13 protein-coding genes and 1 pseudogene are annotated in these 15,279 nt (G+C 70.2%); 7 read left to right on the forward strand and 7 right to left on the reverse strand.

The features are described 5' to 3' along the window. Positions 1-46: 46 nt before the first annotated feature. The 4 genes from FNH05_RS14785 to FNH05_RS14800 all read right to left on the reverse strand — a co-directional run bounded on the left by FNH05_RS14785 (position 47) and on the right by FNH05_RS14800 (position 4,460). Positions 47-1,486, reverse strand: coding sequence for an aldehyde dehydrogenase family protein (locus FNH05_RS14785; RefSeq protein WP_144588516.1), 1,440 nt, complete (start codon positions 1,484-1,486; stop codon positions 47-49). 28 nt (positions 1,487-1,514) lie between these two features. Continuing rightward, the gene (locus FNH05_RS14790; RefSeq protein WP_144588518.1) at positions 1,515-2,639 is read right to left on the reverse strand and encodes an NDMA-dependent alcohol dehydrogenase; all 1,125 of its coding nucleotides are present in this window, start codon (positions 2,637-2,639) and stop codon (positions 1,515-1,517) included. A gap of 518 nt (positions 2,640-3,157) precedes the next feature. Continuing rightward, the gene (locus FNH05_RS14795; protein WP_144588520.1) at positions 3,158-3,583 is read right to left on the reverse strand and encodes a helix-turn-helix domain-containing protein; all 426 of its coding nucleotides are present in this window, start codon (positions 3,581-3,583) and stop codon (positions 3,158-3,160) included. Between the two features lie 7 nt (positions 3,584-3,590). Then, positions 3,591-4,460, reverse strand: coding sequence for an alpha/beta fold hydrolase (locus FNH05_RS14800; RefSeq protein ID WP_144588522.1), 870 nt, complete (start codon positions 4,458-4,460; stop codon positions 3,591-3,593). Between the two features lie 294 nt (positions 4,461-4,754). On the opposite strand from FNH05_RS14800, the gene FNH05_RS14805 reads away from it, so the two are divergent. The 4 genes from FNH05_RS14805 to FNH05_RS14820 all read left to right on the forward strand — a co-directional run bounded on the left by FNH05_RS14805 (position 4,755) and on the right by FNH05_RS14820 (position 8,686). Further along, positions 4,755-5,414, forward strand: coding sequence for a DUF6928 family protein (locus tag FNH05_RS14805; RefSeq protein WP_144588524.1), 660 nt, complete (start codon positions 4,755-4,757; stop codon positions 5,412-5,414). Positions 5,415-5,555: 141 nt separating this feature from the next. After that, positions 5,556-5,987, forward strand: a complete 432-nt coding sequence (locus tag FNH05_RS14810; RefSeq protein ID WP_144588526.1) for an RrF2 family transcriptional regulator — start codon at positions 5,556-5,558, stop codon at positions 5,985-5,987. A gap of 19 nt (positions 5,988-6,006) precedes the next feature. Continuing rightward, positions 6,007-7,191, forward strand: coding sequence for a globin domain-containing protein (locus tag FNH05_RS14815; RefSeq protein ID WP_144588528.1), 1,185 nt, complete (start codon positions 6,007-6,009; stop codon positions 7,189-7,191). A 301-nt stretch (positions 7,192-7,492) separates the two neighbouring features. Beyond that, on the forward strand, positions 7,493-8,686 hold the full coding sequence (locus tag FNH05_RS14820) for an aminotransferase-like domain-containing protein (protein ID WP_144588530.1): 1,194 nt from the start codon (positions 7,493-7,495) through the stop codon (positions 8,684-8,686). A 69-nt stretch (positions 8,687-8,755) separates the two neighbouring features. Here the strand turns inward: FNH05_RS14820 and FNH05_RS14825 are convergent, their stop codons facing one another. Further along, positions 8,756-10,708 (reverse strand): right-handed parallel beta-helix repeat-containing protein, encoded by a 1,953-nt coding sequence (locus tag FNH05_RS14825; RefSeq protein WP_144588532.1) that lies wholly within the window; start codon positions 10,706-10,708, stop codon positions 8,756-8,758. 145 nt (positions 10,709-10,853) lie between these two features. On the opposite strand from FNH05_RS14825, the gene FNH05_RS14830 reads away from it, so the two are divergent. From FNH05_RS14830 to FNH05_RS14840, 3 genes are read left to right on the forward strand one after another with little or no spacing between them, the layout of a single operon-like run. Beyond that, on the forward strand, positions 10,854-11,441 hold the full coding sequence (locus tag FNH05_RS14830) for a TetR/AcrR family transcriptional regulator (protein WP_144588534.1): 588 nt from the start codon (positions 10,854-10,856) through the stop codon (positions 11,439-11,441). Beyond that, positions 11,438-12,130 carry a mycothiol-dependent nitroreductase Rv2466c family protein gene (locus tag FNH05_RS14835; RefSeq protein ID WP_144588536.1) on the forward strand — a complete coding sequence of 231 codons (693 nt, stop codon included), beginning with the start codon at positions 11,438-11,440 and terminating at the stop codon, positions 12,128-12,130. The genes FNH05_RS14830 and FNH05_RS14835 overlap by 4 nt, the downstream gene beginning before the upstream one ends. Further along, entirely contained in the window at positions 12,127-12,939 is an 813-nt protein-coding gene (locus FNH05_RS14840) for a maleylpyruvate isomerase family mycothiol-dependent enzyme (protein ID WP_144588538.1), read from the forward strand. The genes FNH05_RS14835 and FNH05_RS14840 overlap by 4 nt, the downstream gene beginning before the upstream one ends. A gap of 34 nt (positions 12,940-12,973) precedes the next feature. On the opposite strand, the pseudogene lexA reads toward FNH05_RS14840, so the two are convergent. Then, a pseudogene (lexA, locus tag FNH05_RS14845) lies at positions 12,974-13,616 on the reverse strand (transcriptional repressor LexA). A gap of 116 nt (positions 13,617-13,732) precedes the next feature. Next, on the reverse strand, positions 13,733-15,175 hold the full coding sequence (gene argG, locus FNH05_RS14850) for an argininosuccinate synthase (protein WP_144588540.1): 1,443 nt from the start codon (positions 15,173-15,175) through the stop codon (positions 13,733-13,735). Between the last annotated feature and the right edge of the window lie 104 nt (positions 15,176-15,279).

Below are 15,279 nucleotides of genomic sequence, written 5' to 3' on the forward strand. Positions count from 1 at the left end.
GGGGTCCCCTCACGGCCCCGCAGCGCCTTCCGGGCGGGAGCAGGCCTCAGACGAGGCTGGTCCAGATGCTCTTCACTTCGGTGAAGGCCTCGATGGCTTCCCAGCCCATCTCGCGGCCGAGGCCGGAGGCCTTCATGCCGCCCCAGGCCGCGCCCGCGTCGAGCAGCGGCGGCATGTTGATCCACACCGTGCCCGCCTTGACCTGGTGCGCCAGCCGGTTCGCGGTGCCGATGTCGCGCGCCCAGATGTAGGCCGCCAGCCCGTACTCGGTGTCGTTGGCCCGCGGCGCCAGCTCCTCCGGATCGTCGTACGGGAGCACGGACAGGACGGGGCCGAAGATCTCTTCCCGCGCGATCCGCATGTCCTGGCCGACCCCGGCGAACACCGTCGGCCGGTAGAAGTAGCCACCGGCCAGTTCGCCGTCGGCGCGGCTGCCACCGGTCAGCAGGTGCGCACCCTCGGACTCGCCGATCCGCACGTACCGGTCCACCTGCTCGAGCTGGTCGAGCGACACCACCGGGCCCAGCTGCGTGGTTTCGTCGAGCCCCGGACCGAGTTTCATCGAACCGGCGGCACCCGCCAGCTTTTCGGCGAACTCGTCCGCGCGGGTGCGGTCCACGTAGAACCGCGTCGCGGCGGCGCAGACCTGGCCCGAGTTGAGCAGGCCGCTCATCAGGTTGCCCTCGACCACCGCGTCGAGGTCCGCGTCGGCGGCGATGATGCTCGGGGCCTTGCCACCGAGCTCCAGCGACACCTTCTTCAGCGCGCGCCCGGCCTCGGCGGCGATCTCCCGGCCCACCGCGGTGGAACCGGTGAAGGAGATCTTGGCGACCTTCGGGTGCCGCACCAGTGTCTTGCCCACCTCCGGGCCGCCGGTCACCACGTTGACCACCCCCGCCGGGATGCCCGCCTCTTCCAGGACCTCCGCGAGCAGCAGCGTGGTGAGCGGGGTCTGCTCGGCGGGCTTGACGACCACGGTGTTGCCGGTGGCCAGTGCGGGCGCGAGCTTCCACACCAGGATCATCAGCGGGAAGTTCCACGGCGTGATCAGCGCGCACACCCCCAGCGGCTCACGCCGGGTGCGGTAGTCGACGCCGGGCACCGACAGCGGCGCCGTCACCCCGGTGATCTTGGTGACCCACCCCGCGTAGTAACGGAAGTGCTCGACCGCGTTGGGGACCGAGAACCCGGCGCTGATGGCCAGTGGCTGGCCCTGGTCGGTGGTCTCCAGCCGCGCGAACTCGTCGGCGCGCTGCTCCAGCAGATCGGCGGCCTTGAACAGCAGCCGTGCCCGCTGGGCGGGTAGCAGCCCGGCCCACTCGGGTGCGGAGAACGCTTCCCCCGCCGCCGCCACCGCGTTGTCCACATCGGACGGTGTGGCCTCCGGCAGCTCGGCGATGACCGCGCCGGTGGCGGGGTTGTGCGTGGGGAAGGTGGTGCCGCTGCCGCCGGTCCACTTCCCGTTGATGTACATCTCGGTACGCATGAGGCGTTTCCTCCCGGGGTGGTGGCGGTCAGTCGAAGACGATCACGCCGCGGATGTTGCGTCCGGCGTGCATGTCGTCGTAGGCCTCGGCGACCTGGTCGAGGGTGTAGGTGCGCGTCACCAACTCGTCGAGCTTGAGCTGCCCGGCCTGGTACATCCGCAGCAGGTGGGGGATGTCGCGGCGCGGGTTGGACTCGCCGAACAGCGAACCCTGCAGCCGCTTCTGCATCAGCGTCAGGTCGCCGAGGGCGATCGGGGCGCCCGCGGCGGTGATGTCGCCCAGCCCGGTGAGCACGACCGTGCCCGCCTTGCGGATGGACGCCAGCGCCTGCGCGACGTGCTCGCCCTGCACCACGCCGATGGTGACGATCGTGGCGTCGGCACCCTGCCCGTTGGTGATCGACCGGGCGTAGTCGGCGGCCTCCTCGATGGTCCCGTAGGCGTGGGTGGCGCCGAAGGTCGCGGCCCATTCCCGCTTCGCGGGCACCGGGTCCACCGCGATGATCGTGGTGGCGCCCGCGTGCGCGGCGCCCTGCAGCGCGTTGGCCCCGATCCCGCCGATGCCCGCGACGATCACGGTGTCCCCGGGGTGGATGTTCGCGGAGTTCACGGCCGAACCCCAGCCGGTCGGCACCCCGCACCCGACGAGCGCCGCGGCGCGCAGCGGGATGCTCTTGTCGATCTTCACCACGGAGTCGACCGACGCGGTCGTGTACTCGCTGAAGGTGGAGATGCCGCACTGCTGGCCGACGGGCTCGCCGTCGAGGTGCATCCGGAAACTCGTCGGATCCTCGGCCCGCGCACCGGTGAGCAGGGACGCGCCCAGGTCGCACAGATTGGACAGGCCGCGGGCGCAGAACTCGCAGTGACCGCAGGCGGGCAGGAACGAGAAGACGACGTGGTCGCCGACCTCGTATCCCGGTGTGTTCGGCCCGACCGCGGTCACCACACCGGCGCCCTCGTGCCCGCCCGCATACGGGTAGACACCGACGGGCACGTCACCGGTGGCGACGTGGTCGTCGGAATGGCACAGCCCGGAGGCCGCGAGCTTGACGGTGACCTCGCCCTGGCGCGGATCGTCGAGTTCGACCTCGACGGTCTCGTAACGGCCGGGTGCCTTCCGGATGATGGACGTGCGGGTGGTGATCGGCATTGATACCTCCAGGTCTCGCTGGAGGCAAGTAGACCCGGCGGCGGCCGCCCGGAGGCACCACCGAGCGCACCGGCACTCGCCAATCCGTGCACTCGCCGCGCCCGGCCTTGCCCGGCCGTCCGGACCCGGCAAAGTCGGCCGGTTCCAGCCCGAGCCCCACCTTGGTGCGCTTGTGTTCCACGCTCGGGCGCGTCAGTTCTATGCTCGCTCCGGCTGAGGTGCCCTTAAGGCGCCGGACTTTGCCGGGAACCCGACCCTTCCTCCCGTGAGGGGCCCCCTCACGGTCGAAACCGCAGTCCTATCGCGGCGCTCACCCAGCCCGAAGGGAGAACTCAACCTGCGGGTGGGACACGCCCCTGGCCGGGGCTGGGGCGAGCCGTGAAGGGTCCCTTCACGGTCGTAGTGGCTGGACCCTTCACGGCCAACGATCGATCGGTGCCGGGGTCCTGGCAAATGGGACCCCCTCACGGCGCCTGCAATGTCAGGTGCGGGAGGTGCGCCCCGGGGGCACGCGGGAATCAGTCGCCGTCCTCCACCAGGGAACTGATCGTCTGGAGCAGTTCGGCGCTGTTGCCGAGGCCACCGAGGATGACGACCTTGAGGCTCGCCCGTTCCTCGTCGTACGCCGTTTGGATGCGCAGGTTCTCCCCGTCCTGGCGGTGGTGCGCCGTCGCGGCCATCAGCAGGGTGCTCAGCCGGTCGGTGGTCTCGCGGCTGATCGCGTCGATCTGCACGATGACCGAGGCCTCCGCGTGCCGGGTCCGCCGCACCGGGGCGGGCGCCTCGGTGCCGGTGAACGCTTCGAGGTCCTCACGCCGGATCCGGTACTGCTTGCCGATCCGGGTCGCCTTCAGCTTCCCGTCCCGCACGTAGCCGCGCACGGTGCGCACGTGCAGGTCGAGCAGTTCGGCGACCTGCTCCACGGAGTAGTACTGCTGGGACACTTCGCCCTCACTTCTGTTGGCTGGTCAGGAATTCGAGTTCGTCCGGCTGGGCCGGGACGAAATGCCCGACCCCGGGGAGCAGCCGCACGATCGCGTGCGGCACGGCTGTTTCGAGTCGTCGCTTCGTCTCGGCGGAATCGATCAGGACGTCCTGCCGGCCGACGATGACCTGGACCGGCATGGTCAGCTTCCGCAACGCGTCGTCGCCGAAGACGGGCAGTGGTTCCCGGCGGTACCGGTAGTGTCGCGATACCAGCGTCACCAGTGCCAGCGCCCCCTCGGCCTCCCGCTTGTCCATTGTGGACAATGCTGGGCCGAGTACCCCGGCCGCACTGCGGCGCCGTCCTCGCTCGCCGAGCGCGTTCAGCAGCAGTGCCTTGACCAGGAAGCCCGTTTTCTGCCGTCCGATCCCGCCCGGGCAGGACAGTGCCAGCCGTGCCACTCGCTCCGGGCGCCGGATGGCGTAGTCCAGTGCCAGCCAGCCCCCGAGGGAGATGCCCATGAATCCCGCACGCTCCACGCCGAGGGAGTCCAGCACGGCATCCAGCCACGCCGCGTACCGCCCGGAGTCCAGCGGTGGCCGGGACGCGGCGCTGAGCCCCGGCTCGCCGATCATGTCGACGGCGTAGACCCGGAACTCTCGCGCGAGCTCGGGGATCCGGCCCATCCAGTGCATCGAGTTGCTACCGGAGCCGTGCAGCAGCACCAGTGGGGCCGCGGCCGCGTCCCCGGCGGCGAGGACGAAGGTTTCGCCCTCCGGGGTCGGTGTCCGGAGTTCCTCGTGGTCGACGGGCCAGCGTGCCAGCGCGGCCAGGTAGTACTCGCGCAGCAGCCGGGCTCCGGCTTCGGATCGGTAGATCGAGACTGCTTCAGTCATGAAACTACCGTAACACTCCCTATCGCTCCCTGTCTAACGAAAATAGGGAAGGTTGAATCTTGGTGCGGCGTGTCAGTCTCCCTGGTTCCGCGTGCGGTGCTGAGGGTTTCGAGCAGCCGCAGCCACGCTTCGCTCACGGTCGGGTAGCTGTCCGGCGCCTTCTGCGCCGTCAGCCCAGTCGAACGACTGATGCCCGTCTCACCTGGAGAGCGCCGATGTGGATCGAGGCGAAATGTCGGACCTGATCGATAGCCTCCCGGCAAACCTCCACGGGACGGAAGAGGGATGGGTCGTATGGGAGTGAAAACCGCGGTGTTGGCCTACTCGGACGCCGCCGTCGCCGATGTGCTCAGAGACGCGCCGCCGGGCGAGATCGACCGTGCTGCCGCGCTGGCCGGCAGGGTTCGTCCAGGTCATGATGTCGAGCGGGACGCCGAAGCGCCGTGGATGCTGGCGGAGGCACTCTGCCCACCCGAGGGGACAGTCTGTGCGCTGTCGGTACCGGGCCTCGACCTGGTCTGCGACCAGGAGGTCATGCTCGACCGGCCCTCGCGTCTTCCCGGGCACCTGGTCGGCGCCGGCCGGGGCCGGCGCCTCTACCTCCACGCGATGCACAGCGCCGTCGACTGGCTGGCGTTCGCCGTCTGGGAGGACGGCCGCCTGGTCCGCTCGCTGAGCCTGTCCCCGGACGGCGGCGTCATCGAGGACATCGGCGAACCGTTGCCCTTCGAGTCGCCGTACTGGGACGGCAGGCATGCGGTGGAGCTCTTGGCGGACGAGCAACCGTACCCGCTGCCGTTCCATCCGCTCGAGTTGGGCGAGCGGGCGATGCTGGAGTTCTTCGGCTTCTTCCTGGAAGGTTGCGCCGGCGACTTCGACGGCGCCGAGCCAGTGGTCGACGTCTGGGGTGTTGAACTGCCGGGGTTCCGGGCGACACCGCGGCCGCAAGGCTGAGAACTTCTGTGAGGCCGGCCATATTGTCCTGTTAGGACAGTGGGCGGGTATTCACCGGATGAGTGTTCAAGCGGGGGAGGGGTTTCGAGTGCTGGCTCACTAAACAGGTATCACGGAGTCCTCTTTTGTTAGCCTCGAGACGTGCAGTTGAACCGGGCCACCGACATCGCCTTGCGGGTGCTCATGCTGACCGCCGCGCACCAGGAGCGGCAGACGGTCGACGAGTTGGCCGAAGCGCTTTCCGTGCCACGCAACCACATGGCGAAGGTGGTGCAGCGGTTGCAGCGACTGGGACTGCTCAGCACCACGCGCGGCCGTGCCGGTGGCGTGGACCTCGCGGAGGGGGCGGTCGAAACGACCGTCGGCGCCGTGGTCCGCGCGTTGGAGGGCGAGCAGGAGGTGGTCGACTGCGACGACCCGCCCTGCCCGTTGCGAGGCGCCTGCCGGTTGCGGGGTGCGCTTCACCGGGCGCACTCGGCGTTTCTCGCTTCGCTCGACGAAGTGCGGCTCGCGGATCTGGTGCGGCCGCCGGGTGGTCCGGTGCCGCTCACGCTCGGCCTGAAACGGCCTTGAAAAACAGAGAGGACACGCCATGCTGTCGGAATCTTCCGCCGAGATAGTCCGTGCGACGCTTCCCGCGGTGAACGCGCACGCGGTCGAGATCACCGCGGAGTTCTACTCCGCCATGTTCGAGGCGCATCCCGAACTGCTCGACCTGTTCAACCGGGGCAACCAGGCCAACGGCGCGCAGAAGCAGGCGCTGGCCGCGGCCGTGGTGGCGTTCGCCGAACACCTGGTGGGGCAGCGGCAGGCGCCGTTCGGGCCGATCGCCGAGCGCATCGCGCACAAGCACGTGTCGCTGGGGATGACCGCGGAGCAGTACCCGATCGTCGGCCGCCACCTGCTGGCCGCCGTGGTGAAGGTACTGGGCGAGGCGGTCACCGACGAGGTGCTGGCGGCGTGGGACGAGGTGTACTGGCTGTGCGCCTGCCAGTTGATCGCGGCGGAAGCCCGGTTGTACCGCGAAGCCGAGGTCGAACCCGCACATCCGTGGCGGCAGTGGCGCGTCGCCAAGCGCAGTGACGAGACCGAGGACACGGCCTCGTTCACCCTGGTTCCCCACGACGGCGGAGTGGTCCCGGATTTCCTTCCCGGACAGTATGTTTCGGTCGCGGTGACGCTGCCGGACGGTCGCAGGCAGCCGCGGCAGTATTCCCTTTCCCAGGGGCCGGGCCGTGGTTCGCTGAGGATCACCGTGCGCCGCGTTCCCGGCGAGGGCGGCGCGCCGGCGGGCGAGGTGTCGAACTACCTGTACGACCACGTGCAGGCGGACGACGTGGTGCTCGTCGGGCCGCCCGCGGGCGACCTCGTGCTGGACGCCGGGGAGGATCCGGTGCTGCTGGTGAGCGCCGGGATCGGCATCACCCCGATGGCCGCGATGCTCGACCACATCGCGCACACCCAGCCGTTCCGCGAGGTGGTCGCGGTGCACGCCGACCGGTCGCCCGCCAGGCACGCGCTGCGTTCCGACATCGACCACGCCGGTGCCCAGCTCCGCTCGTTCCGGCAGATGGTGTGGTACGAAGCGGATCCGACGCCCGGTGCCCGCGCCGGTTTGGTCGAGGTCGACGCGCTTCCGTTGCCGGACAACGCCTTGGTGTACCTGTGCGGCCCGCTCCCGTTCATGGCCGCGATGCGCACGGGCCTGATCGCCCGCGGGGTGCCCGCGGCGCGGATCCGCACCGAGGTGTTCGGTCCTGGCATGCTGGACGCGTGACGATCCGGCCCGCTGAAGGTGCGCCTCCAGCGGGCCGGATCCGTGCCCCGAAGGCGTCCTTCGGGGCACGCCACCCTGCCGAACAGGGAACGCGCGTTGCGGAGGGTGGAACTCAGGTCGCGGAGGGTGGGACCGGCGCGGCGGAAGGTGGGACTCGCGCGGCATGGTCTAGACTTCGAGTGACCGGGCCTCACTCGGCCCCGGCCCGCCACGCTCGCTCGACCCCGGCGACCGGCCCCCTTCCAGCGCACCCACTCGGTCCGCGCCTCGAACGTTTCCCACCCGACCGAAGGATGCCGTCGTGACTTCCGCGCTTCCCCCCACCCTGTCCTCGCGTACCGCCGCGGCCGGCGGCTCGGCCGTCCGCGAGATCCTGGCGGTCACGGCCAGGCCAGGGGTGATCTCGTTCGCGGGCGGGCTGCCCGCGCCCGAGTTGTTCGACGTGGCGGGAGTGGCGCGGGCGTACGAGGCCGTCCTGGCCGAGCAGGGGCGGGCGGCGCTGCAGTACTCGACGACCGAGGGCGATCCGGGGCTGAGGGCAGCCATCGCGGGCAGGCTCTCCGCGCGCGGCCTGCCGACCGAGCCGGACGCGCTGCTGGTCACCACCGGTTCGCAGCAGGCGCTGTCCCTGCTGGCCACGGCGCTGCTCGAACCCGGCGATACCGTGCTCGTCGAGGACCCGTCCTACCTGGCGGCGCTCCAGGCGTTCCGGCTCGTCGGTGCGCGCGTGCTGCCGGTCCCGTGCGACGACGACGGCCCGGACCCGGAGGCGCTGGCCGGGCTCGTGATCCGGGAACGGCCGAAGCTGCTGTACACGGTCCCGACCTTCCAGAACCCGACCGGCCGGACGATTCCGGCCGGCCGCCGCGCCGAGCTGGCCGCGGTGGCCGCCCGGCACGGGCTTTGGATCGTGGAGGACGACCCGTACGGCGAACTGCGGTACGAGGGCGAGCGGGTGCCCTGGATCTCCACCTACGAGGACGCGGCCGACCGCGTGGTGCTGGTCGGCAGCTTCTCCAAGGTGATGTCGCCGGGGATGCGGCTGGGCTGGCTGCGCGCACCCGCGGCGCTGCGGCGGGCCTGCGTGATCGCCAAGCAGGCCACCGATCTGCACACCCCCACCATCGTTCAGCTCGCCGCCACCCGGTACCTCACCGACAACGACCTGGACGCGCACATCGGCCGGGTCCGCGAGGTCTACCGTGAGCGGCGCGACGCGATGCTGTCGGGACTGCCCGGCGCGCTGCCCGAGGGCTCGCGCTGGAACCGCCCCGAAGGCGGCATGTTCCTCTGGGCCCGGGTCCCCGGTGACGCCGGGGAGCTGTTCGAGCGGGCGACGGCACAGTCCGTCGCGTTCGTCCCCGGCGCTCCGTTCCACGCGGGGCGGCCGGACCCGGGGACGCTGCGGCTGTCGTTCGTCACCCACACCCCGGACGAGATCGCGGAGGGGCTGCGCCGTCTCGCCGCGGCCTGCGTGCCGGCGCCGGTGAGCTGACGCGCAGGCTGTCCACTGTGGCCACTCGTACCGCCGGACGAACCACTTCCCGAACGGGTCCTCCTTCCGTTAGTTCTTGAGGAAGAGCGAATCGGCGGGGTCGGTGCGCGAGGCGTCCACCCCGTCGCCGTGGGTGAAGTCGTCCTGTTCGTGCCCGGCCCAGTCCCTGATCGGAGTCCCGTTCTCGCTCAGCGGACGGTAGGCCGCACCGTCCCAGCCGAACTGGTAGATCCGGTGCGGGTCGGGATAGAAAGCGACGCCGGGGCCACCCGGGACGAGCTGCTTGCTCATGGTGTTGCCGAAGAACACGTTCTGCGGGCCGGTGGCACCGGACCACTTCACCGCCTTGGCGCCGGCGCCCCACCAGATCGGGAACCAGGCGGAGTCGTCCGGGCCGGAGCCGCCCTCGTCACCGCAGTTCGTGGTGCAGTTTCCCGGCCGGTGCTCGTAGGGCACGCGCACGGTGTTGCGTTCGAACAGGTTCCGTCGTTCCCAGCCACCGTGCAGGTTGAGGTCGTTGTCGAAGTCGTTGCCGATCACCACGTTGTCCGAAGAGGACCACTGGAAGGTGAAGTGTCTCAGGTTGCGGGTCACGTTTCCGGCATACAGCGAATCCCACACCCGGGAGCCGCGGAAGTAGCCGTTTCCGCCCTTGCCCTTGTTCCACGCGCCGTTGAGGTTGTTGCCGACGATTTCGATGTTCTTGGCCTCCTCGGTCACGATGGGATGCGAACCGGTCAGATAGGTGCCGATGCCGCGTACCCAGGAGTTGACCGTCCATTTCAGCACGATGCCGTTCAGTGCGTCCGCGGGCGCGGTGTTGCCGTAGTTGTGCGTGGTCCGTGCCGGATCGGCCTCCGCGACGTCCTGGCTGATGTGGAAGTTCTCCAGCCCGACACCCACGACGGGATCGACCAGCGGGGCGGCCTTCGAGTCGTAGACCTTGCCCCCGATCTTCGCCGAACCGTCCGAAACGGAGTTGACCGGCACGTCGAACTCCAGCGGCTTGTCGAGGGTGATGGTGTGCTCGGCCGGGTTCACCGCGGCGATGGTGAAGATCTGCTGGCGCATGTGCTGGTTCTGCAGTTCCTGGTCGGTGGGCAGGGCCTGCTGCTGCTGGTAGAACGCCATCGAGTTCGCGGCCCGGATGTTGACGTACCCGCCGGGGGCGAAATGCTCCAGGCTCGCGCCCTCGGCCAGGGGGACCACGGTGTCACCGGTGCGCGCGGCGAACCCGTGATCTCCGGGCTTCTCGCGCAGTTTCACCCCGGCCTTCCAGTGGGCGTTGACCGTGCCCTCGAAGAGGTCCTTCCGATTGGCCGGGGCCGAGGCGTAGTCCTTGCGGTAGCTGGGATCGACCTGCCGGGACTGCACCCGGAACAGGCCGCGGCCCGGCCAGAGCCAGCCGCCGCTGCCGTCGCCGGAGTCCATGCCGTCCTGGTCCCACGTGCCGCCGTCCTTGGTGAGCACGTCGTAACGGGTGTTGTCGTCGGGGTGGAAGACGAACCGGGTGCCGGTCGCCGGATCGGCGCCCTGGCCACGGATCACCAGGTAGTTCGCGTCGATGCTGATCTGCCTGGTCACATCGAGGACCCCCGCGGGCAGCGTGATCAGCGAAAGCCTGTTGTAGGAGGCCGTCGGCGAGCAGTCCCGCCTGATCCGGTCGATGGCCGCCTGCAGCGCCTCGGTGTCGTCGCGGCCGTCGTCGGGCGTCACCGCGGGGGTGATGCGGCAGCGGGGGTCGGGGTTGAAGTCGGCGTCGGCCGGTAGTCCGGCACCCTGCCGGTAACCGGCCTTGGACCAGTCCGGCAGCCCGGGGACCGGCGCGCGCCGGTTGTCCGCCCGGGTGTCGGGAACCGGCAGGCTCACCGGGATCAGCGGCGGGGCCTGGGGGAGAGCCCACGGGCGCTGCTGCCGTCCGTGGGAGGGGCCACCGGCGGGCCACAGGACGAGCGCGAGCACACCGGCGATCACGACGAGGGCGGCGGTCAGGACCAGCGTCAACCGTTTGCGGCGAAGCATGCTTTTTCCTCCCGGGTGGAGCAACCATGGGTGGGACCGGCCGCCGGGTCTTCCGGTTCCCTCGGCCCCCTCGGTGTTTTGTGTCCCGCGTTCCGCGGGCCGCGCCTCTTGACTGACCGGTCAACTCTGCCGTAGCTTCGGCGGCGTGGACACCCGTGACCGGATCGTCCGGTCGGCCGCGAAGCTGTTCCTGACCCGGAGCTACCAGGCGGCCGGGATCACCGACCTGTGTGCGGCCGCCGGGGTGCGGAAGGGCAGCTTCTACCACTTCTTCCCGTCCAAGGCCGAGTTGGCGAAGGCCGTGATCGACCTGCACGCCGCCGAGTTGGACCGCAGGCTCGCGGAGGCGGAGAAGGACGGGCCCGCCGCGGGCCTGTTCGCGGCGGCCGAAGCCGTGGCGGTGATCCAGACGGGGTTCGAACAGCGGTTCGGCCGGATCGTCGGCTGCCCGTTCGGCAACCTCGCCGCCGAACTGTCCACAACGGACGACGCGCTGCGGGAGCACGTGGCCGGGGTGTTTTCCCGCTGGGAGGCGAAGCTGGCGCACGCGTGCCGGGTCGCGGCGGAGCACGGTGTGCTCCGGGACGGGGTCGAGCCGGACCGGCTCGCGCACATGGTTCTCGCGCAGGCGCAGGGCCTGATCCTGCTCGCGAAGGTCGGGGGCCGCCCGGCCGAAGAGATCGCCGAGGGGCTGCGGGCGCTGCTCGCCGTCAGTGTCCGGGAGGACGGATGAACTCCACCGAGGTCGACTTCCACTTCGATCCGATGTGCCCCTTCGCGTACCAGACCTCGGTCTGGATGCGGAACGTCCGCGCCGAGACCGGGCTGCGCGTCAACTGGCGGTTCTTCAGCCTCGAGGAGGTCAACCGCTTCGAGGGGAAGAAACACCCGTGGGAACGGGAATGGTCCTACGGGTGGTCGCTGATGCGGATCGGCGCGCTGCTGCGCCGCCGGGACATGGCCCTGCTCGACGACTGGTACGCGACGGTCGGGCGGGAACTGCACGTGTCCGGCGGCAAGCCGCACGATCCGGAGGTCGCGCGGCGGCTGCTCGGCACGCTCGGTGTGGCACCGGAACTGCTCGACGAGGCGCTCGCCGACGAGACCACTCACGACGAGGTGCGGGCCGATCACCAGCGGGTCGTCGACGCGGGCGGATTCGGCGTGCCGACCCTGTTCTTCCCCGGCGGCGCGTGCCTGTTCGGCCCGGTGCTGGTGGACCCGCCCTCCGGACGGGAGGCCGTGCGACTGTGGGACGTGGTCGGCGGCATGGCCGAGTTCCCGCACGTCTACGAACTCCAGCGGCCCAAGGCGCCGGCCGACCAGGCGCTGATCGCCGAGCGGCTGGCGCCCTACCTCGGCGGCCGGGACTGGGTCAGCGTCAACCGTGGCAAGGTCATCGATTTCGGAGGTACCGCGTGATCGACAAGGACGTCGTCATCCCCGCACTGATCGCCGAATGGGCGGCGATCGACGGACTGCTCGCGTCGCTGAGCCCGCAGCAGTGGCGGATACCGACCGCGCTGCCCGGATGGTCGGTGCAGGACGTGGTGGCGCACATGATCGGCACCGAGTGCGCCCTCGGCGGCGAGGCCGCGCCCGCGTCCGAAGTGGACGTGCGTGGTTTTTCCCACGTGCACAACGACATCGGTGCGGCGAACGAGTTGTGGGTGCAGAGCCTGCGGGACCACACGCCCGAGGCCGTGCTCGAACGGTTCCGCTCGGTCACCGCGAGCCGCCGCGCGGCTTTGGAACGCCTGTCCCAAGAGGAGTTCGACGCGCCATCGTGGACGCCCGCCGGGCCCGCCACCTACGGCCGGTTCCTGCGGATCCGCGTGTTCGACTGCTGGATGCACGAGCAGGACATCCGCGACGCCGTGGGGATGCCGGGGCATGGCGACGGCCCGTGCGCGGAGGTGGCGCTCTCGGAAGTGGCCGGTGCGCTCGGCTACATCGTCGGCAAACGCGCGGCAGCCGGAGAAGGGGCGACGGTCACCATCGAGCTGACCGGTCCGGTGCGGACCACCTGGCACGTGGTGGTCGACGGCCGGGCCAAGCTGGTCGAGGAGCCGCCCGGCCCGGCGACCACGAGGCTGCGCCTCGGCTCGCACCTGTTCAGCCGCCTGGCAGGTGGGCGCGTGGCGGCGGCCGACCACGTGAAGGACGTCGAGATCGACGGCGAGGAGGACCTGGGCGTCCGCGTCGTGCACGCGCTGCCGTTCACCATCTGAAGCGGCACTGTCCGATAAGGACTGATCGGTCGTTTCAGACGCTGCGCAGCACCGAAACGACCGTGCCCAGGACGACGGCCTCGTCGCCGTCGATGACCCCGTAACGGGGGTTGCGCGGTTCGAGGTAGACGTGACCGTTGCGGCGGCGGTACACCTTGACCGTGGCCTCCCCGGCGATCATCGCGGCGACGATCTGGCCCGAATGGGCCTCCGACTGCTGGCGCACCACGACGAGGTCACCGTCGCAGATCGCGGCGTCGATCATCGAGTCCCCGCGCACGCGCAGGCCGAAAACCGTGCCGCGCCCGGTCAGTTCGCGGGGCAGCGTCAGCACGTCGTCGAGGTGCTCCTCGGCCGAAATGGGCGTTCCGGCGGCGATGTCGCCGACCACGGGCACGGGCACGGAATCCCCGCCCGGCGGGCTCGTGCAGGAACATGCGCACGTCGATCGGCCGGGACACCGCGGTACCCCGGCGGAGAAAGCCCTTTTCCTCCAGGCTTGCCAGGTGCTTCGACACTGCTGAGGAGGACCGCAGGCCGACGGCGTCGCCGATCTGGCGCGTGCTGGGCGAATAGCCGTGCCGGACCACCCAGTCCCGGATCGCGACCAGGATGCGCTGCTGGCGCGGCGGCAGGGTCGAGGTGTCCAGGTGCTCGAGATCGTCGTAGGTGGTCACCGCGAAATCCTAGTGGCGGACGGCCCCGGCGCCGCCGTGAAGGGTCCCTTCACAGTCGATACGACTGTGAAGGGACCCTTCACGGCGCTGCGCAGCCCTCGAAGGACGAGAGGGGATCAGTCGGTGCCGGATTCCATGGCGGCGCTGTCGAGCAGTTCCTCGTCCGAGACCGTGCCGCGGGAGGCGATGGCCTCGGCCCCGCCCTCGGCCATGGCGCCGATCAGCCCGGTCGAGGCCGCCTGCGCGGCGCCCACCATGGGCTGCGCGCCCCCGACCATGCCGAGCTGGGCGTACTGCTCCAGCCGGGCGCGGGAGTCGGCGATGTCGAGGTTGCGCATGGTCAGCTGACCGATGCGGTCGACCGGCCCGAACGCCGAGTCCTCGGTGCGTTCCATGGAGAGCTTGTCCGGGTGGTAGCTGAAGGCCGGTCCGGTGGTGTCGAGGATGGAGTAGTCGTCGCCGCGCCGCAGCCGCAGCGTCACCTCGCCGGTGACCGCGGTGCCGACCCAGCGCTGCAGCGACTCGCGCAGCATCAACGACTGCGGGTCGAGCCAGCGGCCTTCGTACATCAGCCTGCCCAGCTTGCGTCCCTCGTTGTGGTAGCTGGCGAGGGTGTCCTCGTTGTGGATCGCGTTGACCAGCCGCTCGTAGGCGATGTGCAGCAGGGCCATGCCCGGCGCTTCGTAGATGCCCCGGCTCTTGGCCTCGATGATCCGGTTCTCGATCTGGTCGGACATGCCCAGCCCGTGGCGGCCGCCGACGGCGTTGGCCTCCAGGACCAGGTCCACGGCGGAGGCGAACTCCTTGCCGTTGATCGTCACCGGGCGCCCCTGCTCGAAACCGACCGTGACGTCTTCGGTGGCGATCTCCACGGCGGGGTCCCAGAACCGCACGCCCATGATCGGTTCGACCAGTTCGATGCCGGCGTCGAGGTGTTCGAGCGCCTTGGCCTCGTGGGTCGCGCCCCAGATGTTGGCGTCGGTGGAGTAGGCCTTCTCGGTGCTGGCCCGGTAGGGCAGGTCACGGGCGAGCAGCCACTCGGACATCTCCGTGCGGCCGCCGAGCTCGCTGACGAAGTCGGCGTCGAGCCACGGCTTGTAGATCCGCAGGGCGGGGTTGGCGAGCAGGCCGTACCGGTAGAACCGCTCGATGTCGTTGCCCTTGAAGGTGGAGCCGTCGCCCCAGATCTGCACGTCGTCTTCCAGCATCGCGCGCACCAGCAGGGTGCCGGTGACGGCGCGGCCGAGCGGCGTGGTGTTGAAGTAGGCCTTGCCGCCGGAGCGGATGTGGAACGCCCCGCAGGCGAGGGCCGCGAGCCCCTCCTCGACGAGCGCTTCGCGGCAGTCGACCAGGCGGGCGACCTCCGCGCCGTAGCTCGTCGCACGTCCCGGCACCGACGCGATGTCGGGCTCGTCGTGCTGCCCGATATCGGCGGTGTAGGCGCACGGCACGGCGCCCTTCTCGCGCATCCACGCGACCGCTACCGAGGTGTCGAGGCCGCCGGAGAAGGCGATCCCGACACGTTCACCGACAGGCAGAGAAGTGAGCACCTTGGACACGAGCAGAAGTATATGCACAGCGATGCATGATCATGCAACCGGGGGGGCGAGTCCTTGTCGGACGGCGCCGTGAGGGGTCCCCTCACAGTCGTTAGGGCCAGGGT

This window comes from Amycolatopsis rhizosphaerae (assembly GCF_007713715.1).
In the GTDB taxonomy this organism is placed as follows: domain Bacteria; phylum Actinomycetota; class Actinomycetes; order Mycobacteriales; family Pseudonocardiaceae; genus Amycolatopsis_E; species Amycolatopsis_E rhizosphaerae.